Annotated in this window: 20 protein-coding genes and 1 tRNA gene; 10 read left to right on the forward strand and 11 right to left on the reverse strand. The window is 61.0% G+C overall.

Annotated elements, in window-relative coordinates; all coding sequences use genetic code 11:
- Window positions 1-9: 9 nt before the first annotated feature.
- The 5 genes from accC to typA form a co-directional block, all read right to left on the reverse strand.
- Window positions 10-1,386 (reverse strand): acetyl-CoA carboxylase biotin carboxylase subunit, encoded by a 1,377-nt coding sequence (gene accC / locus H8S34_RS03905; protein WP_186963099.1) that lies wholly within the window; start codon window positions 1,384-1,386, stop codon window positions 10-12.
- A gap of 10 nt (window positions 1,387-1,396) precedes the next feature.
- Window positions 1,397-1,849: an acetyl-CoA carboxylase biotin carboxyl carrier protein gene (accB, locus tag H8S34_RS03910; protein WP_186963100.1), complete on the reverse strand. Its 453-nt coding sequence runs from the start codon at window positions 1,847-1,849 to the stop codon at window positions 1,397-1,399.
- A 3-nt stretch (window positions 1,850-1,852) separates the two neighbouring features.
- A complete protein-coding gene (gene acpP, locus H8S34_RS03915; protein WP_101692317.1) occupies window positions 1,853-2,077 on the reverse strand; it encodes an acyl carrier protein in 225 nt (74 codons plus the stop codon).
- 195 nt (window positions 2,078-2,272) lie between these two features.
- The gene (locus H8S34_RS03920) at window positions 2,273-2,761 is read right to left on the reverse strand and encodes a GNAT family N-acetyltransferase (RefSeq protein WP_186963101.1); all 489 of its coding nucleotides are present in this window, start codon (window positions 2,759-2,761) and stop codon (window positions 2,273-2,275) included.
- Between the two features lie 100 nt (window positions 2,762-2,861).
- Window positions 2,862-4,685 carry a translational GTPase TypA gene (gene typA / locus H8S34_RS03925; RefSeq protein ID WP_101692319.1) on the reverse strand — a complete coding sequence of 608 codons (1,824 nt, stop codon included), beginning with the start codon at window positions 4,683-4,685 and terminating at the stop codon, window positions 2,862-2,864.
- A 423-nt stretch (window positions 4,686-5,108) separates the two neighbouring features.
- On the opposite strand from typA, the gene H8S34_RS03930 reads away from it, so the two are divergent.
- The 4 genes from H8S34_RS03930 (at window position 5,109) to H8S34_RS03945 (ending at window position 7,780) form a co-directional block, all read left to right on the forward strand.
- Window positions 5,109-5,185: transfer RNA gene (locus tag H8S34_RS03930), tRNA-Arg, on the forward strand.
- 70 nt (window positions 5,186-5,255) lie between these two features.
- Window positions 5,256-6,002, forward strand: a complete 747-nt coding sequence (locus tag H8S34_RS03935) for a class I SAM-dependent methyltransferase (protein WP_186963102.1) — start codon at window positions 5,256-5,258, stop codon at window positions 6,000-6,002.
- 132 nt (window positions 6,003-6,134) lie between these two features.
- Complete coding sequence (locus tag H8S34_RS03940; RefSeq protein ID WP_186963103.1) at window positions 6,135-6,908, forward strand: AIM24 family protein; 774 nt, start codon at window positions 6,135-6,137, stop codon at window positions 6,906-6,908.
- A 44-nt stretch (window positions 6,909-6,952) separates the two neighbouring features.
- On the forward strand, window positions 6,953-7,780 hold the full coding sequence (locus H8S34_RS03945) for a TrmH family RNA methyltransferase (protein WP_101692322.1): 828 nt from the start codon (window positions 6,953-6,955) through the stop codon (window positions 7,778-7,780).
- A gap of 78 nt (window positions 7,781-7,858) precedes the next feature.
- Here H8S34_RS03945 and H8S34_RS03950 read toward each other — a convergent pair whose 3' ends face one another.
- Entirely contained in the window at window positions 7,859-9,832 is a 1,974-nt protein-coding gene (locus H8S34_RS03950; protein ID WP_186963104.1) for an FUSC family protein, read from the reverse strand.
- 278 nt (window positions 9,833-10,110) lie between these two features.
- Here H8S34_RS03950 and H8S34_RS03955 point away from each other — a divergent pair, with 278 nt between their 5' ends.
- From H8S34_RS03955 to ptsP, 5 genes are all read left to right on the forward strand, one after another.
- Window positions 10,111-10,869 carry a DeoR/GlpR family DNA-binding transcription regulator gene (locus H8S34_RS03955; protein ID WP_186963105.1) on the forward strand — a complete coding sequence of 253 codons (759 nt, stop codon included), beginning with the start codon at window positions 10,111-10,113 and terminating at the stop codon, window positions 10,867-10,869.
- A complete protein-coding gene (gene pfkB / locus H8S34_RS03960) occupies window positions 10,866-11,768 on the forward strand; it encodes a 1-phosphofructokinase (RefSeq protein WP_101692325.1) in 903 nt (300 codons plus the stop codon). The genes H8S34_RS03955 and pfkB overlap by 4 nt, the downstream gene beginning before the upstream one ends.
- A 39-nt stretch (window positions 11,769-11,807) precedes the next feature.
- A complete protein-coding gene (locus H8S34_RS03965; protein WP_186963106.1) occupies window positions 11,808-13,730 on the forward strand; it encodes a PTS fructose transporter subunit IIABC in 1,923 nt (640 codons plus the stop codon).
- A gap of 93 nt (window positions 13,731-13,823) precedes the next feature.
- Window positions 13,824-14,087 (forward strand): HPr family phosphocarrier protein, encoded by a 264-nt coding sequence (locus H8S34_RS03970; protein WP_101692327.1) that lies wholly within the window; start codon window positions 13,824-13,826, stop codon window positions 14,085-14,087.
- 27 nt (window positions 14,088-14,114) lie between these two features.
- Complete coding sequence (gene ptsP / locus H8S34_RS03975) at window positions 14,115-15,836, forward strand: phosphoenolpyruvate--protein phosphotransferase (RefSeq protein WP_366485630.1); 1,722 nt, start codon at window positions 14,115-14,117, stop codon at window positions 15,834-15,836.
- 66 nt (window positions 15,837-15,902) lie between these two features.
- On the opposite strand, the gene H8S34_RS03980 is transcribed toward ptsP, so the two are convergent.
- A complete protein-coding gene (locus H8S34_RS03980) occupies window positions 15,903-17,501 on the reverse strand; it encodes an MBL fold metallo-hydrolase RNA specificity domain-containing protein (protein ID WP_186963107.1) in 1,599 nt (532 codons plus the stop codon).
- A gap of 55 nt (window positions 17,502-17,556) precedes the next feature.
- Window positions 17,557-17,769: a hypothetical protein gene (locus H8S34_RS03985; protein WP_101692329.1), complete on the reverse strand. Its 213-nt coding sequence runs from the start codon at window positions 17,767-17,769 to the stop codon at window positions 17,557-17,559.
- Window positions 17,770-18,037: 268 nt separating this feature from the next.
- Between H8S34_RS03985 and H8S34_RS03995 the strand changes: the two genes are divergently transcribed.
- The gene (locus tag H8S34_RS03995) at window positions 18,038-19,597 is read left to right on the forward strand and encodes an S-layer homology domain-containing protein (RefSeq protein ID WP_366485675.1); all 1,560 of its coding nucleotides are present in this window, start codon (window positions 18,038-18,040) and stop codon (window positions 19,595-19,597) included.
- Window positions 19,598-19,714: 117 nt separating this feature from the next.
- On the opposite strand, the gene H8S34_RS04000 is transcribed toward H8S34_RS03995, so the two are convergent.
- The 3 genes from H8S34_RS04000 to H8S34_RS04010 all read right to left on the reverse strand — a co-directional run bounded on the left by H8S34_RS04000 (window position 19,715) and on the right by H8S34_RS04010 (window position 22,925).
- The gene (locus tag H8S34_RS04000) at window positions 19,715-19,921 is read right to left on the reverse strand and encodes a PspC domain-containing protein (protein ID WP_101692331.1); all 207 of its coding nucleotides are present in this window, start codon (window positions 19,919-19,921) and stop codon (window positions 19,715-19,717) included.
- A gap of 145 nt (window positions 19,922-20,066) precedes the next feature.
- A complete protein-coding gene (locus H8S34_RS04005) occupies window positions 20,067-22,202 on the reverse strand; it encodes a sensor histidine kinase (protein WP_186963109.1) in 2,136 nt (711 codons plus the stop codon).
- A 21-nt stretch (window positions 22,203-22,223) separates the two neighbouring features.
- The gene (locus tag H8S34_RS04010) at window positions 22,224-22,925 is read right to left on the reverse strand and encodes a response regulator transcription factor (protein ID WP_101692333.1); all 702 of its coding nucleotides are present in this window, start codon (window positions 22,923-22,925) and stop codon (window positions 22,224-22,226) included.
- Between the last annotated feature and the right edge of the window lie 289 nt (window positions 22,926-23,214).

Below are 23,214 nucleotides of genomic sequence, written 5' to 3' on the forward strand. Positions count from 1 at the left end.
CCTTATACCTTAGTTGGATGCCCCGCCGCAGTCCCACGAGAGGATCTCGTCCATGTGTCCGGCCAGAAATCCCGTGTCGTACTGGCCCCGGACAAAATCGGGGTGGTGGAGCAGCAGGTGGGCAAAGTCGGCGGTGGTGGGATAGCCCTCGATGACCAGCTCGGCCAGCGCCCGGCGCATCCGGCGGATGGCCTCCAGCCGGGTGGGGGCGTGGACAATGAGCTTGGCCACCAGGGAGTCATAGAAGGGACTGACCTCATAGCCGTTATAGAGCAGGGTATCCACCCGCACGCCGGGGCCTCCGGGCAGATGGAGGAAGCCGGTCCGGCCCGGACAGGGGCGGAAGCCGTGGCGGAAATCCTCGGCGTTGATGCGGCACTCGATGGCGTGGCCCCGGAGGACCACCTGGTCCTGCTCCACCGAGAGGGAGAGCCCCGCTGCGATGCGCAGCTGCTCCTTCACCAGATCCAGGCCGGAGACCAGCTCAGTGACCGGATGCTCCACTTGGATGCGGGTATTCATCTCGATGAAATAGAAGTGTCCCTCCTGATCCAGCACGAACTCGATGGTGCCGGCATTCACATAGCCGGCGGCTTTGGCCGCGGCCACGGCAGCCGCGCCCATGGCCTCCCGGAGCTCCGGGGTCAGGGCCTTGGAGGGAGATTCCTCCACCAGCTTCTGGTTCTTGCGCTGGATGGAGCAGTCCCGCTCCCCTAGGTGGATGACATGCCCCTGGGTATCAGCCAGAATCTGAAATTCAATGTGGCGGGGGTTGAGAATGAGCTTTTCCAGATAGAGCTCTCCGTTGCCAAAGCAGGCCTCGGCCTCACTTTTGGCCTCGTGGAAGAGCCGCTCCAGGTCCTCCGGAGCGTCCACCCGGCGCATTCCCCGGCCGCCGCCGCCGGCGCTGGCCTTGAGGAGGACCGGATAGCCGATGGTCCCGGCCAGGTCCAGGGCAGTCTGGGCATCGGGCACGGGACCGTCCGAGCCGGGCACCACAGGGACCTGGTGGGCCTGCATAAGGGCCCGTGCCGCCGACTTGTTGCCCATCTGCCGGATGATGTCGCCGCTGGGCCCGATGAAGGTCAGGCCGCACTTGGCGCACAGGTCGGCAAACTCGGCGTTCTCCGACAGAAAGCCGTATCCGGGATGCACGGCGTCGCAGCCGCTCTCGGTGGCGGCGGTGAGAAGGGCGGGGAGGTTGAGATAGCTCTCCGCCGCCCGGGCCGGTCCCACGCAGACCGCGCGGGTGGCCAGCTGGACGTGGAGGGAATCGGCGTCGGCGGTGGAGTACACCGCCACGGTCTCCACGCCCAGCTCCTGACAGGCGCGGATGACCCGCACCGCAATCTCGCCACGGTTGGCGATCAAAACGCGCTTGAACATGGTTCTCTCCTTACTTGAGGCGGAAGAGGGGCTGGTCAAAGCCCACCAGCTCTCCGTCCGACACCAGCACCTCGGCGATGATGCCGTCGGCGGGGGCGGGGACCTCGCTCATCATCTTCATGGCCTCCAGGATGCACACGGTCTGCCCCTTCTTGACCGCCGTGCCCACAGGGGCAAAGGGAGCGGCGTCGGGGGAGGAGGCGGCGTAGAAGGTACCCACCAGAGGAGCCTTGATAAAGCTCCCCTCGGCTTCCGGGGCCGGAGCCGGGGCGGCCGGGGCAGGAGCAGCGGGGGCCGGAGCGGCCGGAATCACCGCACCCGGCACAGGGGCGGGAATGACCGCGGGTACCGCAGGCAGGGCTTTATCCAGCGCCAGGCGGAAATCCTTCTGCTCCAGCTCGAAATGCTGAATGGAGCTGGCCTCAAAACGCTCCATCAGCGCGCAAATCTCTTTGAAATCCATGGCTTAGGCGTGCTCTTCCAGGTAGCGGACAATGTCGCCCACGGTCTGCACGTCCTTGAGGACCTCGTCAGGCATGGCCACGCCCAGCTCCTCCTCCAGAGCGGCGTTCAGATCCACCGCGTCCAGGGAATCCAGCTCCAGGTCCTCGGTCAGGCTGGCCTCCATGGTCACGCTCTCGGGATCACAGCTCAGGTTGGCAACGATGATATCACGCACTTTTTCAAACATAAAGAAACTCCTTCTGCGACAAGGTCGCCTGTTGTCGTTTTTTGCATTTTAGTTAAAAAAATTTAATTAAAATGATTTAAGCGTATTTTAGACAGTGGACGGCCAAATGTCAAGGGAAATTTTTCACTAGAATCCAGGGTATAAAAAATGGAGCGTCCGGGATGGACGCTCCATTTTCGTACTCTCCGAGCCGGTTCAGGCCAGGATACACTCCATATCATACCATACGGAGCCGCCGTGGACCGACTGGGACACACCGCAGTTGGAAAAGCCGAATCGCTCATAGTAGTGGATCAATTTTTCCTTGCAGGTGAGCACCACACGGCGCTTTCCGGCCTGCCGGGCTTTGGCGAGATAGGCTTTCATCAGTTGGGCGGCCACCCCGTTCCGGCGGTACTCCGGCAGGACGGCCAGGCCCAGAATAGCCAAGCTCTCCCCCTCGCCGTCCGCTCCGCCCGGCTCGTAGATGGCATCGCAGATAAAGCGTTCCCGGGTAGCCGGACCATTGAGCAGTCCCACCACGCGTCCCTGTTCCTCGGCCACCAAAAACCACTCCGGGAAGGCGGCGATCCGGTACTGGAAGGCCGCGCGGGTGGCCGCCTCTGCCGGCGGGAAGCCGGCGTTTTCCACCTGACAGACCGCATCCAGGTCGGTACTTTTCACGGTACGGATGACAATTTCCATATAAAATACAACCTTTCTGATCAGACTAAGGGATCAGCGCTTATTTCCGCTGTTGATAGAGAAAAGCTCCATCCGGAGGACGGATGGAGCTTTCAGAGTCTTACTTATTTCCCTTCAGGGCCTTCATACGGTCGGCGTGGCTGAGGATGCGCTTGCGCAGGCGCAGGTTCTCAGGCGTAACCTCCAACAGCTCGTCGTCGCTGAGGAACTCCAGGCACTGCTCCAGAGACATCTGGCGGGGCGTGGTCAGACGCAGGGCCTCATCCGAGCCGGAGGCGCGCATGTTGGTCAGCTGCTTCTTCTTGCAGATGTTGACCGAGATGTCCTCCTGCTTGGGCGTCTCGCCCACCACCATGCCGGCGTAGACCGGGGTGCCGGGCCCGATGAAGAGGGAGCCGCGCTCCTGGGCATTGAAGAGGCCGTAGGTCACCGCCTCGCCGGTCTCGAAGGCCACCAGGGAGCCAGTGGCACGGCGGGCGATGTCGCCCTTGTAGGGGGCGTAGCACTCAAAGACCGAGGCCATGATGCCCTCGCCCTTGGTGTCGGTCAGGAACTCGTTGCGGTAGCCAAACAGGCCACGGGCGGGAACCAGGAACTCCAGCTTCATCCGCTCGCCCACCGGGTTCATCTCCAGGATCTCACCCTTACGGGAGCCGATCTTCTCCATAACGGCGCCCACGGAGTCCGCGGGCACGTCCACCACCAGGCGCTCAATGGGCTCGCACTTCTTGCCGTCGATCTCCTGGTAGAGCACGCGGGGGGGAGAGACCTGGAACTCATAGCCCTCACGGCGCATGGTCTCGATCAGGATGGACAGAGACATCTCGCCGCGGCCGGCCACGTTGAAGGAGTCGGTGTTCTCGGTCTCGGTGACCCGGAGGGAGACGTCCTTCAGAGTCTCCCGGAAGAGGCGCTCCCGCAGCTGGCGGGAGGTGACGAACTTGCCCTCACGGCCGGCGAAGGGGGAGTCGTTGACCGAGAAGGTCATCTCGATGGTGGGGGCGGAGATCTGCACGAACTCCATGGGCTCCACCGCGTCGGGGGCACAGATGGTGTCGCCGATGGTGATGTCGCCGATGCCGCTCATGGCAATGATGTTGCCGGCGGAGGACTCAGTCACCGGCACCTTGCCCAAACCGTCAAACTCGTAGAGGGAGACCGCCTTGGCCTTCTTGGCGGGCTCGTCGGGGGTGTGGAAGTTGCACACCGCGATCTCCTGGTTCTGCTTGATGGTGCCCCGCTCGATACGGCCGATGGCGATGCGGCCCACGAACTCGTTGTAGTCGATGGAGGAGACCAGCATCTGGAAGGGAGCATCCACATCGGCCTGGGGCGCGGGGATATAGTCCACGATGGTCTCAAAGAGGGGAGTGAGGTCGGTGCCGGGCACATCGGGGGAGTAGGAGGCGGTGCCCTGACGGCCGGAGCAGAACAGGGTGGGGGACTCGAACTGCTCGTCGGTGGCGTTCAGGTCCAGCAGCAGCTCCAGCACCTCGTCCATGACCTCATGGATGCGCTGGTCGGGGCGGTCGATCTTGTTGACCACCACGATGACCTTGTGACCCAGCTCCAGGGCCTTGGAGAGCACGAAGCGGGTCTGGGGCATGGGGCCCTCGGCGGCGTCCACCAGCAGGATGACGCCGTTGACCATCTTCAGGATACGCTCCACCTCGCCGCCGAAGTCGGCATGGCCCGGGGTATCCACGATGTTGATCTTGACATCTTTATAGTGCACGGCGGTGTTCTTGGCCAGGATGGTAATGCCGCGCTCGCGCTCCAGGTCGCCGGAGTCCATGACACGGTCCACCGTGGCCTGGTTTTCACGGTAAATGCCGCCCTGCTTGAGCATCTCGTCCACCAGGGTGGTCTTGCCATGGTCGACGTGCGCGATAATGGCTACGTTTCTCAGTTTGGTATTCTGCACGGTAAGCACCTCTTAAAACAAGTTGGTTTATGACCTCTCCCTCGAAAAACTATCGCCGCCCGGTCCGGATCGCCCGCTCCGGCACATGGTCCGGCGTCCCGCAGGGAGGGAGCTCCTGCGGCCGTGCTATGTTCGGCGGCTGCGGCAGCACCGGATCAACCGCTCACATTCCGGTCTCCTCTGCACTGCCGCCCAATCAGCAGAGAATATTATAGGCTATGCCCGGTGGAAAAGCAACTTTTTTTACGTTTAGAGCCCTCTTTCAGCTATTTTCCCAATGCGTGTGTCAAAACCTGGGGTTCATACGTGCGCTTTTTGTCCTGGAGCAGGATTCCCTCTCAAATCGGCGGGGCGCTTCGCCGTTGACAGGCCCCTACGTTTCGGTTAAAATACAAATCGTGATCGGTAGATCCCGATCGATTCGCCCCTGTACCTCACCAGGATAGAGGGTCCGCCTCCTAAGCGGAATGTAGTGCGTTCGAGTCGCGCCAGGGGTGCCACGTCGGAGCAAGCTTTGTATCGCTTGCTCCGGCTTTTTTATTCTCTTACAGAAAGGATGGGGTTCCCGCCATGCACGATCAGAACATCTATGATAATGAGGTCTTTTTTGAGGGTTACCGGAAGCTGCGGGAGCAGCCATCCGCTGCCAATCACCTTGTGGAAAAACCGGCGCTCTTTTCCCTCTGCCCAAACCTGTCCGGCAAGCGGGTCCTGGATCTGGGCTGCGGTTACGGGGAGAATTGCAGGGAATTTCTGCACCTGGGCGCGTCTCATGTGACGGGTCTGGACCTCTCCGAAAAAATGCTCCAGATCGCAAAGGCGGAAAATGACGCTGAACGCATCTCCTTTGTCCGCATGAGTATGAGCGACCTCTCCGCTCTGGACGGCACGTTTGACGTGGTGTTCAGCTCCCTCGCTGTACATTATGTGGAGGATTTTGACCAGCTGCTCGCTCAGATCCACCGGCTGTTGGCCGACGGTGGAATCTTTCTCTTCTCCCAGGAGCATCCCTTTACGACGGCCCTGCGGAAGGGTCCGCGCTGGTCCCAGAATGAGGACGGAACCATCAACCACTATAATTTGAGCGATTACGGCATTCCCGGTATTCGGACCACCACCTGGATCGTGGACGGTGTCATCAAATACCACCGCACCTTTTCCGACATCGTCAACGCCCTTTCGACCGCCGGTTTTCAGCTGGAGCAAATGCTGGAGCCGCTGCCCGGGGCAGATATTCTGGCACAATATCCCGTCTATCAAAAGTGTTATCATAAGCCGGACTTTTTATTGGTCCGTGCGAAAAAGTGTTGCGTATGATTGCAGTATAGCCGGACAGATTCTCGTTCCGCTCCCCGGCTTCTACTTGCACAATCCCGCAGCCTTGCCTATAATGAGTCTGACCCCATGGAAACAATACTACCATCATCATGGACGAATGGAGGCAGTACGATGTATCAAATCTCTAATTTTTTGGATAACGACGACGTTGCCGTCCTCTCGGCACTGGGCCCCTTCCAGGTCATCGAGTATCAGCGGGACCTGAGCGTAACCCCCAATTCCGCCATGCAGGCCTATTACTGCGCCCAGATGAATGTGAAAAAACGCCAGCTGGTATGTGATCTGAGCAAGGCTAATGTCACCATCCAGGCTGGCGCCATGCAGTGGATGCTGGGCAATGTGAATGCCACCACCGGCATCAAAGGCGTGACCGATCTGCTGGGAAAGGCCATGCGCGGCAAGGCCAGCGGCGAATCCACTATCAAACCTGAATATACCGGCGATGGCCTTTTGGTCCTGGAGCCCACCTATAAATATCTTATTCTGCTGGACTGCGCCGACTGGGGCGGCAGCGTGGTGCTGGACGACGGTCTCTTCCTGGCCTGTGACAGCAACCTCAAGCACAAGGCTGTCATGCGCTCCAACTTCTCCTCGGCGGTGGCCGGCGGGGAAGGTCTCTTTAACCTGAGCCTCAATGGAAGCGGCACCTTCTGTATCGAGTCTGATTGCCCCCGGGAGGAGCTGGTTGAGATCACCCTCCAGAACGACGTTCTCAAGATCGACGGCAACTATGCCATTGCCTGGAGCGGCAGCCTCGACTTTACGGTGGAGCGCTCCGGAAAGAGCCTGATCGGTTCGGCTGCCTCCGGGGAAGGTCTGGTCAACGTCTACCGCGGCACCGGCAAAGTCCTTATGATGCCCACCGCAAAAATGCCCAATATCTGATCGCTTCACCGCCCCGGGCGGCTGAGCGGGGAAGGAGAACCCCTATGTCCCATATTATCGAGATAACCGATCTCAGTGCACCGGAACTGGCGGTCTTTGCCCACCTCACCGAGGCCCAGCTGCGCAACCGGTTGGAGCCGGAGCAGGGCGTCTTCATTGCGGAGAGCCCCAAGGTCATCCGGCGGGCCCTGGACGGCGGGTGTGAGCCCCTCGCCCTCCTTATGGAGCGGCGCCATCTCACCGGACAGGGGCAGGAACTTCTGGAGCGCTGTCCCCAGATCCCGGTGTATACCGCCGACCGGGAGGTGCTGGCCCAGCTGACCGGCTACACCCTCACGCGGGGAATCCTGTGCGCCATGCGCCGTCCCCGGCAGGCAGAGGTGGAAACCCTGTGCGCCGACGCCCGCCGGATCGCCGTGCTGGAGGGGATCGTGGACAGCACCAACATCGGCGCCATTTTCCGCTCGGCCGCCGCGCTCCACATGGACGCGGTGCTGCTCACCCCCACCTGCTGCGACCCCCTCTGCCGCCGGGCCGCCCGGGTGAGCATGGGCACGGTCTTTCAGGTCCCCTGGACGTACATCGGCAGCGACCACACCCACTGGCCCCACCCCGGTTTGGAGCGTCTGAAGGCGCTTGGCTTCCGCACCGCCGCCATGGCCCTGAGTGACCGGTCCGTGAGCATTGAGGACCCCGCGCTCATGGCGGAGGAACGTCTGGCCATCATTCTGGGTACCGAGGGGGACGGCCTGGCCGCCGAGACCATTGCCCACTGTGACTACACCGTCCGTATTCCCATGGCTCACGGGGTGGACTCCCTGAATGTGGCGGCCGCCAGCGCGGTGGCCTTCTGGCAGCTGCGCGCCCGCTGACCGGCGGTCCCGCTTTTCAACCATCCCATCGTACAAAAAAGGTCTCTGCACAGAACGCAAGTGCAGAGACCTTTTTTCTTATTCCCGCTTTCTGGCCGCCTGTTCTACTCCGGCCAGCTGCCGGGAGAGGCCGTGGGCACTGGCAAGATAGCGGCCCAGTACATAGCCCAGGTCGCCCTCCTCCATTCCCGCCTCCAGCGAGATGGCGTCCAGCGGCGGCCCCGGCCGGTCCATTTCCACACAGAGGGTACGGGCCAGCCGGCTCAGCCCCGACCCCTGCTCCCGCGGGATGGCGCCCGCCTGGAGGAGATAGTGTACCTGCTCCAGCTCTGAGAACATATTCCACAGCGTGAGCAGAAGCGTACTGGCCTCTGTCCGCTCCTCCCCCTGGGGCAGCGTGAGAACATAGCCCATGGCCGCATCGTAGACCAGGTGGAACTCGGTCAGAATCTCACTGGAGAAGGCCGGGTCTACCCGCCCGCCCAGTCCCTGCGAGACCATATCCCAGTAGGTGGCGTGGAGATGCGTCAGTGTGTGGAGATTGCTGTGGAACTGCTTCTCCCGCCGGGTGGGGACAAAGAAACGGTTGATCACCAGCACCAGCAGCACCGCCAGCAGCAGATAGAAGATCCGCAGACCAATGGCCACGGTGTCCTCCATGGTCAGGGAGGCCATGGTCACCGCAAAGGCCGTGGAGAAGATGGGGTGGACCCAGGTCCCGGGGGTGCAGCAGTACATAAGGGAGATCATCACAAAGGAAAAGACAAAGACGCCGGGCACACCGGGCAGAAGGGGATAGACCACAAAGACCAGCAGACAGCCCAGGGCCGTGCCGATGGGCCGGGTGACCATCCGGTGGGCGCTCTCCTCATAGCTGGGCTGAATCAGAAGAAACGCGTGGAGGGGGAACCAGTAGGTGTGTTCAAAGTCCCACAGGAGGCTGATGGTACAGCTCACCGTCAGCACCACCGAAAGCCGCAGGGCAAAGCGCATCTCAAACCGCTCCAGGGAAAACCGCTCCCGCAGGCGCCGCCACAGCTCTCTTCCTCCGCCTCCCCGCCAGAGCGGGTGCCGGACCGGTCGGACCTCCCGCCAGTGCCGGAGCAGGAGGAGCATGCGGTGGAGAAAGCTCCGGTAAAAAATGCGCAGGCGCCCCTCGGGCAGAGGGGTATCGGCCAGCATGGCCTGGATCTGTTCCGCCACCGCGGCACGCTCCTCCGCGGTCTGGGCCGCACGCACGGCCCGGACCAGTCCGGCCAAGCCCTCCAGCGCCTCCCGCCGCTCCGGGGGAAGGACCTCCTCCTGCCAGGCCGCGTCGGACACCAGATAGACTGCCCGCTGGAATAAGATCGCAAACATATTGTAAAAGAGTTTTTGGGGATCAGAGGATCCCGGGAGGCGGTGGTTGCGGTATCCCATGCGGTGGAAGCTCTGTTCCAGCCCATACAGCTCCTTGCGCACCTCGTCGCTCCCGCCTTCCTCCGCCATGCGCTTGAGCAGAGCGGCCAGACGGTCCAAACTCTCTCCCACACTGTCCCGCTTTTTTTCCGTCCGGCCCCGCCACCATCCATAGCCCGCCAGGGCCAGAATGAGGGCCGCCGTACAGGCCGCCACCGCCAGAAGCTGCGTCCCCATCTCCTCCGGCGCAGGCGGCCGGAGCTCCAGAAACACAAAGGTCATGGCATAGCCGATATATCCCTTGGGGGCAAACTGGCTGCTCTGAAAAAAGACCAGCAGAAAGGGCACACTGAGATTCAGCAGTACACACAGCCATCCGCTCCTGGTGGCCACCATGGCCAATACGCACAGCAGCATGCACATGAAAAACAGGCGGACATAGTCGCCCAGTGTATGTTCCCGGTTGCGGCGCACCTGAAACAGGGTGGTCGTTCCAGACACTGCCATGGCATAGGCGCTGCCAAAGCAGACCGTGATCATCAAAAACAGCGCGATAAAAAAGAATACAGTGGGTCTGGCGCCCTTCCAGCGGCTCCGAAAGAGCTTGACCCCCTCACTCCATCGCAATCGCACCGGTAAATTTCCGTCCTTCATGCTTTCTCTCCTCTCCCGGCACGCGATCCTTTCGATATTATCATACCACGCCGCTTTCCAGAGGAAAAGAGCGGGGTTTTGGGGGGCGGCGGGCATGGAGGCGGCTCTTTTCGGGGATGATAGCAAGAGAACCACCGCTTTGCACAAAAATAGCCTCTGATTTTTGGCGCCTTGACTGACTGAAAATGATTGTTTAAGATTGAAATTGATTGTAATTGTGCTATAATAGCATCAAGCAATAAAAACAAATCATTTCAGATCAAAAAGGAGGGTCTGCTATGTTGGCGGAAGAGCGGTTGGCCGCCATTGTCGCCGCAGTGGAGCAGCGGGGCGCCGCTACGGTGGCCCAGCTCTGTGAGGCCACCGGGGCCTCTGAGGCCACGATCCGGCGGGATCTGAACCTGCTGGACCGGCAGGGCAAGGTGAGCAAGGTCCACGGCGGGGCCGTCGCGGTGGGAGGACAGTTTGACCCGGAAGAGCCGGATCTCTCCACCAAGTCTCTGCTCCACATTGAGGAAAAGGCGTCCATCGGACGGTACGCCGCCTCGCTGGTGTACGACGACGACTTTGTCTTTCTGGACGCGGGCACAACCACCCTGGCCATGGCCAACTGTCTGGGCCAGTCCGGCGCCACCTTTGTCACCACCAGCATTGCCTGTGCCCGCCGTCTGAGCAAGCTGGGCCGCAAGGTCTACATGGTGGGCGGCAGGCTCAAGCTGGGCACCGAGGCCATCGTGGGCGCGGAGGCCATTGCAGCACTGGAGCGCTACAACTTCACCAAGGCCTTTCTGGGAATCAACGGCATTGCCCTCCGGCAGGGATGCACTACCCCCGACGCAGAGGAGGCCGCGGTCAAGACCCGGGCGGCAGAGCAGGCCTACCTCACCTATGTGCTGGCCGACTCCAGCAAATTCGGCAAGGTGACGGCGGTGACCGTCCGTCCTCTCAGCCAGGTCTGTATCATCACCGACACGCTGCCCGACGAGAGCTTCCGCGCCCATGCCGTCATCAAGGAAGTAGGAGAAACGCACCTATGATCTACACCGTCACCTTTAATCCGGCCATCGACTATGTGGTCCGCATGGACCGTCTGGAGCCGGGAAGCATCAACCGCGCCAGCCAGGAGCTGATCCAGTTCGGCGGCAAGGGCATCAATGTCTCCACCGTCCTGGGCAACCTGGGAACGGAGAGCGTCGCTCTGGGTTTTCTGGCCGGGTTTACCGGCCGGGCCATTGAGGCCGGCCTCTCCGCCGCAGGAGTACGCACAGACTTTATCCACCTGCCGGAGGGATTCACCCGGATCAATGTCAAGATCAAGGCGGGGGAGGAGACCGAGCTCAACGGCCGGGGACCCGCCATTCCCCCGGAGGCGCTGGAGGCCCTGTTCCGCAAGCTCGATGCGCTGACCGGCGGGGATATTCTGGTACTGGCCGGTTCCATTCCCGCCTCCCTGCCCAGTGACATCTACGAGCGCATTCTGGAACGGCTGGATGGCCGGGGCATCTCGGCTGTCGTCGACGCCGAGGGCGATCTGCTGGCCAACGTGCTCAAATACCGTCCCTTCCTCATCAAGCCCAACCGGCTGGAGCTGGGCGGTATGTTCGGACAGACCCTGGAGACACTGGACGAGGTCCGCGCCTGCGCCGCCAAACTTCAGGAGCGGGGCGCCCGAAATGTGCTGGTCTCCATGGCAGGGGATGGGGCCATCCTTCTGGATGAGACCGGCCGCTTCCACCAGGCCCCGGCAGCCCGGGGCACCGTACGCAACTCCGTGGGAGCGGGTGACTCCATGGTCGCCGGTTTCCTGGCCGGATGGCTTGATTCGGGCCAATATGAGTCCGCCCTGCGCCTTGGGACGGCCGCCGGCGGGGCCACCGCCTTCTCCGACGGTCTTGCCTCCCGGGACGCGGTCGAGGCCGTCCTCCGTACCCTCTGAGCATTGTTTCTTCAAACCTGATTTGAAAGGATGAGAGTCATGCGCATCACCGACCTTCTGCGCGCCGAGAGCATTCAGCTCAACGCGTCGCCTGCCGATAAGGCCGCCGCAGTGGACCTGCTGGTGGCCCTGCACAGCAAGGCGGGCAATCTGACCGACCAGGCCCTCTATAAAAAGGACATTCTGGCCCGGGAAGAACAGAGCACCACGGCCATCGGCTGCGGGATCGCCGTCCCTCACGCCAAGAGCGCCGCGGTCAAGCGGCCCGGCCTCGCGGCCATCACCGTTCCCGGCGGCGTGGATTATGACGCCCCGGATGGCCAGCCCTCCACCCTCTTCTTTATGATCGCGGCCCCCAAGGACGGGGGAGACACCCACCTGGAGATCCTCTCCCGGCTGATGGTCATGCTGATGGACGAGACCTTCTGTCAGCGCCTGCTCTCCGCCGGGGATGTGACGGAATTCCTGGCCTGCATCGACCAACAGGAGGCCGAGAAGTATCCCGATGAGGTGCCCGCTCCCGCATCGGCTCCGGAGCAGGCGCAGGCGCAGGGCTACCGCATCGTGGCGGTCACCGCCTGCCCCACCGGCATCGCACACACCTATATGGCCGCCGAAGCGCTGGAGAAAAAAGGGTCCGAGATCGGCATTCCCCTCAAGGCGGAGACCCAGGGCTCCGGCGGAGCCAAAAACATCCTGACCCGGGACGAGATCGCCGGGGCGGATGCGGTCATCATCGCCGCGGACAAAGAGGTGGACCTGAGCCGCTTTGACGGCAAGCATGTTCTCCGGGTACCTGTGGCAGAGGGCATCCACCACCCGGAGGAGCTCATTCGAAAGGCACCCGACGCCCCCATCTACCACCACACCGGCGCCGTCGTCCAGGAGGAGATCCGGGAGAGCCTGGGCCGCAAGCTCTATAAGCAGCTCATGAACGGCGTGTCCCATATGCTGCCCTTTGTCATCGGCGGCGGCATTCTCATCGCCCTGGCCTTCCTGCTGGACGATCCCTCCATCGACTACGCCAACTTCGGTACGAACACCCCGCTGGCCGCCTGGTTCAAGAACATCGGCGGAGTTGCCTTCAACTTCATGCTGCCCATTCTGGCCGGCTATATCGCCATGGCCATTGCCGACCGGCCCGGTCTGATGGTGGGCTTTGTGGGCGGTTCGCTGGCCGTATCGGGCGCCACCTTCCTGCAGCCCGGCGGCGGCTCCATTTCCGCCGGATTCCTGGGCGCCCTCATCGCCGGCTTTGCCGCGGGCTATCTGATGCTGGGGCTGCGCAAGCTCTGCGACCGGCTTCCCCGGGCCCTGGAGGGCATCAAGCCCGTCCTCATCTATCCAGTGGTAGGTCTGCTGATCATCGGCCTCTTCATGTGTGTGGTCAATCCCTTTGTGGGCATGCTGAACAACGCCCTCTACGCCGGCCTGGCCTCCATGAACGAGGGCAGCCGTGTGGTCCTCGGCTTTGTGGTAGCGGCCATGATGGCCATTGATATGGGCGGCCCCTTCAATAAGGCTGCCTACCTCTTCGGTACCTCCACCCTGGCCACCGCGGACATCGCCGCGGGAGGCTCCGGTGTGATGGCAGCTGTGATGATCGGCGGCATGGTCCCGCCCATCGCCATCGCTCTGGCCACCACCTTCTTCGGCAACCGCTTTACCCCCGAGGAGCGCAAGTCCGGCCCGGTCAACTATATCATGGGCCTGTGCTTTATCACAGAGGGCGCCATTCCCTTTGCCGCCAGTGACCCGCTTCGGGTCCTGCCTGCCTGCATCCTGGGTTCCGGCGTGGCCGGCGCGCTGTCCATGCTTCTGGGCTGCGCCTCCCCCGCGCCCCACGGCGGACTGTTCGTATTCCCGGTCATGCACAATGTGCTGGGCTATTTTGTGGCCCTGGCTGTTGGCTCCCTGGTGGGCATGCTGCTGCTGGCCATCCTCAAGCGCAAAAAAGCGTAAATCCACCTCTTCTGTCCCCGGATGATCCGGGGACAGAAGAGCCCCTAACCATCCATACCAACCCTGTGTTTATGAAGAAAGGAAGATCTGATTATGGTATCCGCCAAGACTACAATCATCAACCCCATGGGCATGCACATGCGTCCCGCGCAGCTCTTTGTCAAGACCATCACCCCCTTTGGCTGTGATGTCACCGTGATCGCCAACGGCCGCGAGATCAACGCCCGCAGCATCATGAACCTGATGGCCGCCTGCATCAAGCAGGGCACCGAGATCGAGATCTGCTGCAACGGCTCCAACGAGGCCGACTGCCTCAAGGCCGCCGTGGCGCTGGTGGAGTCCGGCCTGGGCGAATAAGAGCCCGATCAGCCGGGAGAAAGGAACATGACTATGACGTTACACGGTGTGGGCGCCTCCGCAGGCATTGGAATCGGCACAGCGGTCTGCGTGCGGGAGCAGAATCTGGACTATACCTCCGTTCCCTTTTCCGGGGCGGAGCAGGAAAAGGCCCGACTGCGCGCGGCGGCAGACCTCTTTACCCAGCGCACCCAGGCCATGGCCGATGACATAACCAACCGCTTGGGGGAGGCAGAGGCTGCCATCCTCACCGGTCAGATCATGATGCTGGAAGATCCCTTCATGCTCTCCCAGATGGAAGAGGCCATCGACACCGGCAAGTGCGCCGAGGAGGCCCTGGACACCGTCTGCCAGACCTTTATCGCCATGTTTTCCGGGGTAGAGGATGAGCTCATGCGCCAGCGCGCCGCCGATATCGGCGACATCCGCACCCGGATGCTGGGCATCCTGCTCCACGCCGAGAGCGTGGATCTGGCCGCCCTGCCCGAGGGCACCGTTCTGGTGGTCCACGATCTGACCCCCTCCATGACGGTGAGCCTCTCCAAGGAGCATGTATGCGCCATCCTCACCGAGGTGGGCGGACAGACCAGCCATTCGGCCATCCTGGCCCGGGCCCTGGAGGTCCCCGCGGTACTGGGCGTGCCCGGTCTGCTGGACGCCGTCCAGGACGGTATGACCGTGGCAGTGGATGGCACCGAAGGTGCCGCGCTCCTCTGCCCGGACGAGGCCACCCTTGCTGCCTTCCAGGCCCGCCGGGACAAGTGGCTGGAAGAGCGGGCTCTGCTCCAGGTCTATCGGGACCGGGATACCCGCACCGCCGACGGCCGGCACGTGGACCTGTACGCCAACATCGGCAGCGTAGCCGACGCGAAAGCGGCCGCCGAGGCGGGCGCCGAGGGAATCGGACTCTTCCGGACCGAGTTCCTCTTCATGGACCGCACCGCCCTGCCCGATGAGGAGGAGCAGTACCAGGCCTACGCCCAGGTCTCCGACCTCATGGCGGGGAAAGAGGTCATCATCCGCACGCTGGATGTGGGCGGCGACAAGGGCATCGCCTATCTGGAGATGGAGCGGGAGGAGAACCCCTTCCTGGGCCACCGGGCCATCCGCTACTGTCTGGACCGCCCCGACCTCTACCGGGTGCAGCTGCGGGCCCTGCTCCGGGCCGGCGCCCGGCACGGGAATATCAAGATCATGCTCCCCCTGGTCTCCGGGGTGGAGGAGGTCCGGGGCGCCCGGGCGCTTCTGGAGGAGTGCAAGGCCCAGCTCTCCGCCGAGGGTTTGGCCTTTGACCCCCACATCTCTTTGGGCATCATGGTGGAGACGCCGGCCGCGGCACTCATCGCCGACTTGCTGGCCCGGGAGGCTGACTTCTTCTCCATCGGTACCAACGACCTGACCCAGTACACCATCGCCGTGGACCGGGGCAACGCCAAGGTGGAAAAGCTCTACACCTGCTACCACCCGGCCGTCCTGCGCAGCATTCGCTCGGTCATTGCCGCGGGAAAGGCCGCCGGAATCCCGGTGGGTATGTGCGGCGAGGCCGCCGCCGACCCCCGCATGATCCCGCTGCTCCTGGCCTTTGGTCTGGACGAGTTCAGCGTCAGCCCCTCGTCCATCCTGGCCGCCCGCAAGCAGATCGCCGATTGGAACGGTCCGGACGCCCTCCGGACCGCGGAACAGGCCATGGCTCTGGACACCGCCGCCCAGGTCTCTGACTTCCTGGCTCAGGCAAGTGCCTCTCTCTAAATGAACAAGACCGGCCCCCGCTCCTTGAAGGAGCGGGGGCCGGTTTTCTGTTGTTCCCGTGTATGCTCAGCGATCCCACTTGTCGATGAGGGCGCGGAGCTGATCGGCAAATTTGGCCAGATCCTTGTTGGCGCCGCCCCGGTTGTGGGCGATGACCTCCATCAGGCGGCGGCCCGTCTCCTCCAGACGGCGATAGGCCGGGGAGGCCGAGTCCGCCACATAGACCGGCTTGGACTCCAGCACGATGCCGGGCGCCACGATCCGCCCGGTCAGCAGATCATAGACCTCCTCATAGTTGGCCGAGTGGGCCGAGAAGCCCCGCTCCCGCAGGGTCTGGGCATAGATCTCGGTGACATCCTTGTCGCCGTGGACCACAAAGACCTCTTTCGGCTTGGGCTCAAAGGCGCCGATCCACCGCAGCAGGCCGTCCCGGTCTGCGTGGGAGGAGAGGCCGTGGAAGTTGACGATGCGGGCCTTGACGGCGATCTCTTCGCCGAAGAGCTTGACCGACTTTACCCCGTCCAGCAGGCGGCGTCCCAGGGTGCCCTCGCCCTGATAGCCCACGAAGACCACGGCACACTCTTTTCTCCACAGGTTGTGCTTGAGGTGGTGGCGAATCCGGCCGGCGTCGCACATGCCGGAGGCCGAGATGATGACCTTGGGGGTCTGATCCAGGTTCAGATTTTTGGACTCCTCACTGGTCTCCGTAATGTTGAGTCCGGGGAAGCGGAAGAGGGCCCCGCCCCGCAGGGCCTCAATGGCCTCCTCATCCAGATAGCCGTGCAGGTCTCCGGAGAAGATCTTGGTGGCCTCACCGGCCAGCGGAGAATCCACATAGACCGGGAAATTGGGGACCGATTTCACCATGTGCTGCTCCTTCATCTCCCGGATGAAATAGAGCAGCTCCTGAGTGCGGCCCACGGCAAAGGAGGGGATCACCACATTGCCCCCCTGGCCCAGTGTCTCGTCAATGATCGCGGCCAGCCGCTCGGTATACTCGGGGTCCTCCTCCATATCGTGGTTGCGGTCGCCATAGGTGGATTCCGTGAGGACATAGTCGGCCTCCCGGATATACTGGGGATCCCGGATGATGGGCTGGTCCCGGTTGCCGATGTCGCCCGAGAAGACGATCTTCCGGGTCTCATCTCCCTCGGTAAGCCACACCTCTGCGCTGGAGGAGCCCAGCAGGTGCCCGGCATCGGTAAAGCGCACCTTGACGCCCGGCTCGATCTCCAGCACATCCCCGTACTCACAGGTCACCACATGGGAGAGGGCCGCTTCGGCGTCCGCCACGGTATAGAGGGGTTCCACCAACTCCTTGCCCGCGCGCTTGCCCTTCTGATTCTGCCACTGGGCGTCGCTCTCCTGGATATGGGCCGAGTCCCGCAGCATGATGGAGAGCAGCTCTCCGGTCAGGCGGGTGCAGTAGATATTTCCCGTAAAACCCTGTTTGACCAGCAGCGGGATCCGCCCGGAGTGGTCGATGTGGGCATGGGTCACAATGACATCGTCGATATAGCCGGCGTTAAAGTCCAGCTCCCGGTTATCCCGCTCGTCTCGTCCCTGCTGGAGTCCGCAGTCCACCAGAATTTTCTTTCCGCCGCACTCCACGCAGTGGCAGCTTCCGGTCACCGCCTTGGCCGCGCCAAAAAATGTCAGTTTCATACCCCGCCTCCTTGTACATTTTGTACAATCATTGTACCCTATTCCGCCTCTTATGTCAATCGCAGCTGTGGAGGGCTTCCTCCAGGCGGCGTTCCAATGCCCGGTAGGAGGGGCAAAAGACCTTTCGCCCCACGGCCCGGGAGAGGGCCTCGTTCCAGAACGGCAGGGGGTAACGCTCCCCCTCCTGTAAGACCAGCAGCGTCCACAGCCACAGGGGAGAGGGCTTTGCCCCCAGCCGCTCCAGCCGGGCAAGGATCGGATTTTCCACGCCATATCACCTCTTGGCAGTCTATGATACCCGGCACAGCGTGGTCGACTGTCCCGGTATTGTTTTAAGCACACTACTATGCAGCCTGCATATTGTATCGAAGTCCTCCGTTCAATATAATGAAATAAATTTAGAAGGAGGTATTTTTCTATGAAAAAAAGGCGCCTCATCCATTTGGGCATCCATACTCGCCGGTGCCCTGTGTCTCTCTCTTTTCCCCGCAACCGCACTGGCCGCGGAGGGAAGCCTGTCCAATTTTAAACGTACCATTCCCTATACCAGCGGACAATTCACAGACGTATCGTCCGATGCGTGGTACGCCGAAAGTGTACGCTCTGCCTGTGAATTTGGCCTGCTCTACGGCAGCAGTGCAACCACGTTTACGCCCTCCGGAAATGTGAGTCTTGCCCAGGCCATTGCCCTGGCCTGTCGTCTTCATAGTATTTACTATGCGGACCAGGCCGTATTCTCAAACGGAGCCACCTGGTATCAGCCTTATATTGACTATGCCATTCAGAATGGGATCCTGACTGCCGGCACCTATTCCGACTACAATGCAAATGCGACCCGCGCCCAATTTGCATCCATTCTGGCCGCTGCGCTGCCGGAATCTGCCCTCGCCCCCATCAATGACATTGCTTCCATCCCCGATGTCTCCGCTGCGGACAGCTATGCCGACGCCGTCTATCGCCTCTACAATGCCGGCATCATCAAAGGAAAAGACCGCTACGGAACCTTTGCGCCGGAAAGCTCAATCCAGCGCGCCGAGGCGGCCACGATCGTCACGCTCATGGCCGACCCTTCCATGCGCACATCCTTCACGCTGGACTTCAAACTCACACCGCAGGCCCTGCAGGGTGTTTGGCGCTATGAGGAGCGGGACCCCGATTCCGACTACGTGGAATACCGGGAGCTGATCTTTGACGGGGAAGAGTCCATCCGCATTTTCTACCACGAAAATTATAGCGGCATAGATCACACTGTTCCTAAAACCGGCTATGATCTGTATAGCCGCGGCCGGGTGACCACAGAAGAGAAAGCTACCTTCACCAATCCGAATGCCTCGGCCGCCGCCTATGCGCAGTGGGGTATCTTTACCAATGATTTTGTGGACTGGCGGGGCAGTGGTGACGCCAAACGCCTTACTGGGCGGATCAGTGACTATGTATCGGAACTCAATTTGGAGGAGGGGTATCTGGTCTTGGTAGACATGGCCTATGTCTCTCCCACATATCGCCGCTATGAGCGTGTCTCCACCGAGCCGGTCTCCGATCTGCGTACCGGTGCGGAAAGCCAGATCAAAAATCTGGACGCACTTCTCGCCACTCCCGTTCCTACCCCAAATCCCGAGCCGGAGACGCCGGAAGAACCGGTGCAGGCGGATCCCATCTCCTTCGGCACCATATCTCTTCAGTATATCTATGACCGTCTGAAATTCCCCAGCACGATGAACGTGGTGGAGATGCGCTATGGTCCCTATGACCGCGTTGCCTACTATGCCAATCTGCCGGATTGGACCAAGCCCAGCGGAAATATTCTCAGCCTGAACCATGATTACTATGTGGTCAAAGTAACGCTTCAGGCCGCCAACTCCCTGGGCGCCCTGGTCACGGATACCTATGTATTCCTGTTTGACCTGACCACTGGAAAAACGATCTATGACTTTGAAAATTGGGCCCATGAGCGGGTGGAAATGTCCTGGGGCGCCACCAAGTCGGAATACATGAGTCTGGAGAGTGAAGCGCTTTTCCTGGCCGCCTCCGTAAAATTCCAGCTCTTTACGGAAGAGGAGACCCAGAGCATTGTCCGCACCGTTACCTCCGGATAAAGAGGCACGCTGTTCTGTAAAAAAATTTGGCCCCCGCTCCGTTAGGAGCGGGGGCCTTGGCATATCCATCCAAAAATGCTGGCAACCGTATTTGATTTGGATCCAAATTCCTCCCGCTCAGCTCCCCGGGTAGAGGGTGCTTTTACGGGGCAGGAGGAACGCCGCGATGAGATAGAGGATCAGCGCCGCCCCCTTGAACCACATCAGCAGTACCATCACCACCCGCACGAGGGTGGGGTCCAGATTAAAATACTCGGCAATGCCGCCGCATACGCCAAACAGCAGGGCCTCCCGGCCCTCTGTCCGATAGAGCTTCTTTTCCATGAGCTTAATCTCCTTCCATAGGGCGCAGGGACACATCCGCCCTTCCGCACCGTTTTCCTTGTCTCTAAGATACCAGACGAGCGTTAAAAGATCGTTCGTCCTGCCTTAAAATTGGATAAAAAGGAGATAAAGAATCTCTGGTCCCTCACAGAAGCCTCTCGGATTCCCCACTCTGTTCCGGCGGGGAAAGGGGCTCTTCCGGTGCAGCCGGCAGCGAGACCTCCGCTTTGAAGAGATCGCCGTCAATATCCAGCCGGAAGGAACCTCCCTGAAGCTCCGTCAGGCTCCGTGCAATGGAGAGTCCCAGTCCGGAACCCTCCGTACTGCGGGCGGTGTCGCCCCGTACAAACCGCTCCATCAGCTGTTCCGGCGGGAGATTGAGGGCTGCCCGGGAAATATTCTTCACCGTCAGAAATACCCGCCCATCCCGTGCCGACAAATCCAGGTAGACCCGGGTGCCGCTCAGGGCATATTTACAGCAGTTCCCCAGCAGATTGTCAATGACCCGCCACAGGTGGCGGCCGTCGGCCAGAATGACCCGGCAGCCATCGCCCTGATCCAGTACAGGGGTCAATCCGGCCTGGGCAAATTTCTCCTCATATTCTCCCAAGGCCTGCTGCACCAGCTGTCCGAAGTCCAGCCGCTCCAGCGACACGGGCAGTGTCCCCGTGGAGGCCTTGGACGCCTCCACCAGGTCCTCCGTCAGCTTTTTCAGCCGCTGGGACTTCCGGTCCAGCACCTCCAGGTACTCCAGGGCCTTGGGCTCGGTGATCTCCACCTTTTTGAGCAGATCCACATAGTTGATGATAGAGGTGAGCGGGGTCTTGAGGTCATGGGAGACATTGGTGATGAGCTCGGCCTTGAACCGCTCGCTCCGCAGCCGTTCTTCCACCGCATGGGTGATGGAGACCCCCAGGGCGTTGAGCTGTTGAGCGTGCTCTTTCAGATCCCGGTACATCCCCCTGGTGTCGATCTGTACCTCGCTGCCTCCGCCGACGATCTCCTCCGCCGCGCTCCGGATCTCCTTCCACTGGCGCACCCACCGGCAGATACCCCAGAGCACCAGTCCCTGATAGACCGGAATCAGAATGATGGTCGCTCCGGTCAGCACAGTGCCCACCAAATAGAGCAGGAAAATCCACACGGCCCGCCGGGTGATGGGCCAGTGGAGCGTTACCTCCCGGAAGAAATGCCCCACCCTGGCGCACAGATGCCAGCACAGGGTATTGCGCAGCAGAATCCCGTTTTTCCACCGCTTCATGGTGCTCATAAGCGCCGCCAAAACCAGGCCCACTTCGGCCATGGTCAGCACGCCCAGGCCAATGACCGCCCGGAGAGAAAGCCCGTGCTGGTTGATGTTGGTGGTGATGGGATCTCCCGCCGCCAGCGGGATGCAGAAAAGGAAGCTCGCCCCCAACAGGTAGAGCTCATAGGGAATCCTGTCCTGCCAGGAGAGGGGCAGCATTTGACTTTCCTCGGAACAGAATGCGATGCTCCTCCAGAGCCACACAAGCCCCACCAGGGTCAGTGTCAGGGAGATGAGACACAGCACCGTGACCGGCCCCAGCCAGTTCTGGATCCCATCATAATTCTCCTTCGCCGTCCAGATGGAGTCCCGCACGGTCAGGGGATCGGTCACACCGCTCTCCACCACCAGGCTCGCGGTGTGGACGCGGCTGTCCTGGTCCTCGGTCCAGATCCACCGCTCCATGTCTGTGTCGTAGGAATAACCATATTGTCCCGCTCCGGCTGCGTCTGCTGGGACCACGGGACTGAATTCCACATACTTTTCCCCGGTCCAAACCTGGAGGATCTCATAACTGTCGGTATTGTCCCAGCGGCTTTGATCCTCATTGTACAACTCATTCCCCTGGGTCACCGTAAAGGAGTAGGTATCCTGTCTGGCCAGATCGTCCAGGGTCTGCTTCTGATCCAGATTGCTCCACAGAATGGTCCCGTCGTCCAGCCGTACCCGGAAGCGGTAGTTGGTCTGCTCCGCCCGGAGCTTTTTCTCGATCTGCTGCAGCTGAAGCTCTTCCAGATATTCCAGATCCTGTCCCCAGGTCTCCCGAAGGCGCAGTTCCATACCCTGCTCCACCGTTGCCTGGTAGGGCCACAGGGCGCTATACAGGCTGCCGCTCTGATAAAAATCACCGGCGGACCACAGATCGTCCCACCGGGACACCAGCAAAATACTGGACCAGAAGGCCAGTGCGCCGCACACGATACACAGTGCAGCGGCACAGCCCTTCCGAAATCCTCTGTTATGCTTTGCCCCCATGGGCGCCCCTCCCGTTCACGTTTAGATTTTTTCCATTTTATAGCCCAGTCCCCACACCACTTTGATGTACCGCGGATTGGCCGGGTCGATCTCTACCTTCTCGCGCAGGTGCCGGATGTGTACCGCCACCGTGTTCTCCGAGCCCAGCGAGGGGTCGTTCCACACCTGTTCATAGATCTGCCCGGTGGAAAAGACCCGCCCGGGGTGCTTCATCAGCAGAAGAAGGATGTTGTACTCGATGGGGGTGAGGGAGACTCGCTCCCCATCTACGGTGACCGACTTGGCATTATCGTCCATTGTAATGCCGCCGTTGGAAAAAACGGCGCTGTTGTCCTCCGCCACCTTGCTGCGTCCCCCCAAAGTCGTATACCGCCGCAGCTGGCTCTTGACCCGGGCGATGACCTCCACCGGATTGAAGGGCTTGGTGATATAGTCGTCGGCGCCGATGTTGAGGCCCAGGATCTTATCCGTATCCTCACTCTTGGCGGTGAGGAGGATGATGGGGATATTCGTGCTCTCCCGCAGCTTGGCGGTGGCCCGGATGCCGTCCAGATTGGGCATCATAACGTCCATGAGAATCAGATGGATGTCATGCTCCTTCACCATCTCCAGAGCCTCCAGTCCATCATAGGCCTTTACGGTGGCATATCCCTCGCTGGTCAGATAAATATCCAGGGCCGAGACGATGTCGCGGTCGTCATCGCAGATGAGAATGTTATACATGGCGCAGTTCCTTTCTCCTGATTGTAGTATACCGCCCCTTTTTTAAGAGACGGAACGGAAGTCTTTTAAGAAGCCTTTAAATTTCTCCATCGGATACGTCCCCATTTTACCCTATCTGTGGGAGAAAAAGCAATGGAAAGCCCAATCCCTCTTTCCACAGCACTTTTACACAGTAGCACACCTATGTATTTATGTTTTGCGCTGCTAAAATCTTCGATTGACTTTCCGCATCCTTTCCGGGATAATAGGGGAGGCAACACCCCATTTGCTTTACCAAAGGAGGAACCGA

Origin of the sequence: Pseudoflavonifractor hominis, assembly GCF_014288125.1 — a bacterium.
GTDB classification, from domain to species: domain Bacteria; phylum Bacillota; class Clostridia; order Oscillospirales; family Oscillospiraceae; genus Pseudoflavonifractor_A; species Pseudoflavonifractor_A gallinarum.

What these genes read in the sequence shown, in the direction of transcription:
- H8S34_RS03965 (WP_186963106.1), top strand. Translation starts at nt 11,808, where the DNA reads ATGCGCATCACCGACCTTCTGCGCGCCGAGAGCATTCAGCTCAACGCG.
- H8S34_RS04005 (WP_186963109.1), bottom strand. Translation starts at nt 22,202, where the DNA reads ATGGGGGCAAAGCATAACAGAGGATTTCGGAAGGGCTGTGCCGCTGCA.
- pfkB (WP_101692325.1), top strand. Translation starts at nt 10,866, where the DNA reads ATGATCTACACCGTCACCTTTAATCCGGCCATCGACTATGTGGTCCGC.
- H8S34_RS04000 (WP_101692331.1), bottom strand. Translation starts at nt 19,921, where the DNA reads ATGGAAAAGAAGCTCTATCGGACAGAGGGCCGGGAGGCCCTGCTGTTT.
- H8S34_RS03980 (WP_186963107.1), bottom strand. Translation starts at nt 17,501, where the DNA reads ATGAAACTGACATTTTTTGGCGCGGCCAAGGCGGTGACCGGAAGCTGC.
- H8S34_RS03950 (WP_186963104.1), bottom strand. Translation starts at nt 9,832, where the DNA reads ATGAAGGACGGAAATTTACCGGTGCGATTGCGATGGAGTGAGGGGGTC.
- H8S34_RS04010 (WP_101692333.1), bottom strand. Translation starts at nt 22,925, where the DNA reads ATGTATAACATTCTCATCTGCGATGACGACCGCGACATCGTCTCGGCC.
- acpP (WP_101692317.1), bottom strand. Translation starts at nt 2,077, where the DNA reads ATGTTTGAAAAAGTGCGTGATATCATCGTTGCCAACCTGAGCTGTGAT.
- H8S34_RS03955 (WP_186963105.1), top strand. Translation starts at nt 10,111, where the DNA reads ATGTTGGCGGAAGAGCGGTTGGCCGCCATTGTCGCCGCAGTGGAGCAG.
- ptsP (WP_366485630.1), top strand. Translation starts at nt 14,115, where the DNA reads ATGACTATGACGTTACACGGTGTGGGCGCCTCCGCAGGCATTGGAATC.
- H8S34_RS03920 (WP_186963101.1), bottom strand. Translation starts at nt 2,761, where the DNA reads ATGGAAATTGTCATCCGTACCGTGAAAAGTACCGACCTGGATGCGGTC.
- accB (WP_186963100.1), bottom strand. Translation starts at nt 1,849, where the DNA reads ATGGATTTCAAAGAGATTTGCGCGCTGATGGAGCGTTTTGAGGCCAGC.
- H8S34_RS03970 (WP_101692327.1), top strand. Translation starts at nt 13,824, where the DNA reads ATGGTATCCGCCAAGACTACAATCATCAACCCCATGGGCATGCACATG.
- H8S34_RS03935 (WP_186963102.1), top strand. Translation starts at nt 5,256, where the DNA reads ATGCACGATCAGAACATCTATGATAATGAGGTCTTTTTTGAGGGTTAC.
- accC (WP_186963099.1), bottom strand. Translation starts at nt 1,386, where the DNA reads ATGTTCAAGCGCGTTTTGATCGCCAACCGTGGCGAGATTGCGGTGCGG.
- H8S34_RS03945 (WP_101692322.1), top strand. Translation starts at nt 6,953, where the DNA reads ATGTCCCATATTATCGAGATAACCGATCTCAGTGCACCGGAACTGGCG.
- H8S34_RS03940 (WP_186963103.1), top strand. Translation starts at nt 6,135, where the DNA reads ATGTATCAAATCTCTAATTTTTTGGATAACGACGACGTTGCCGTCCTC.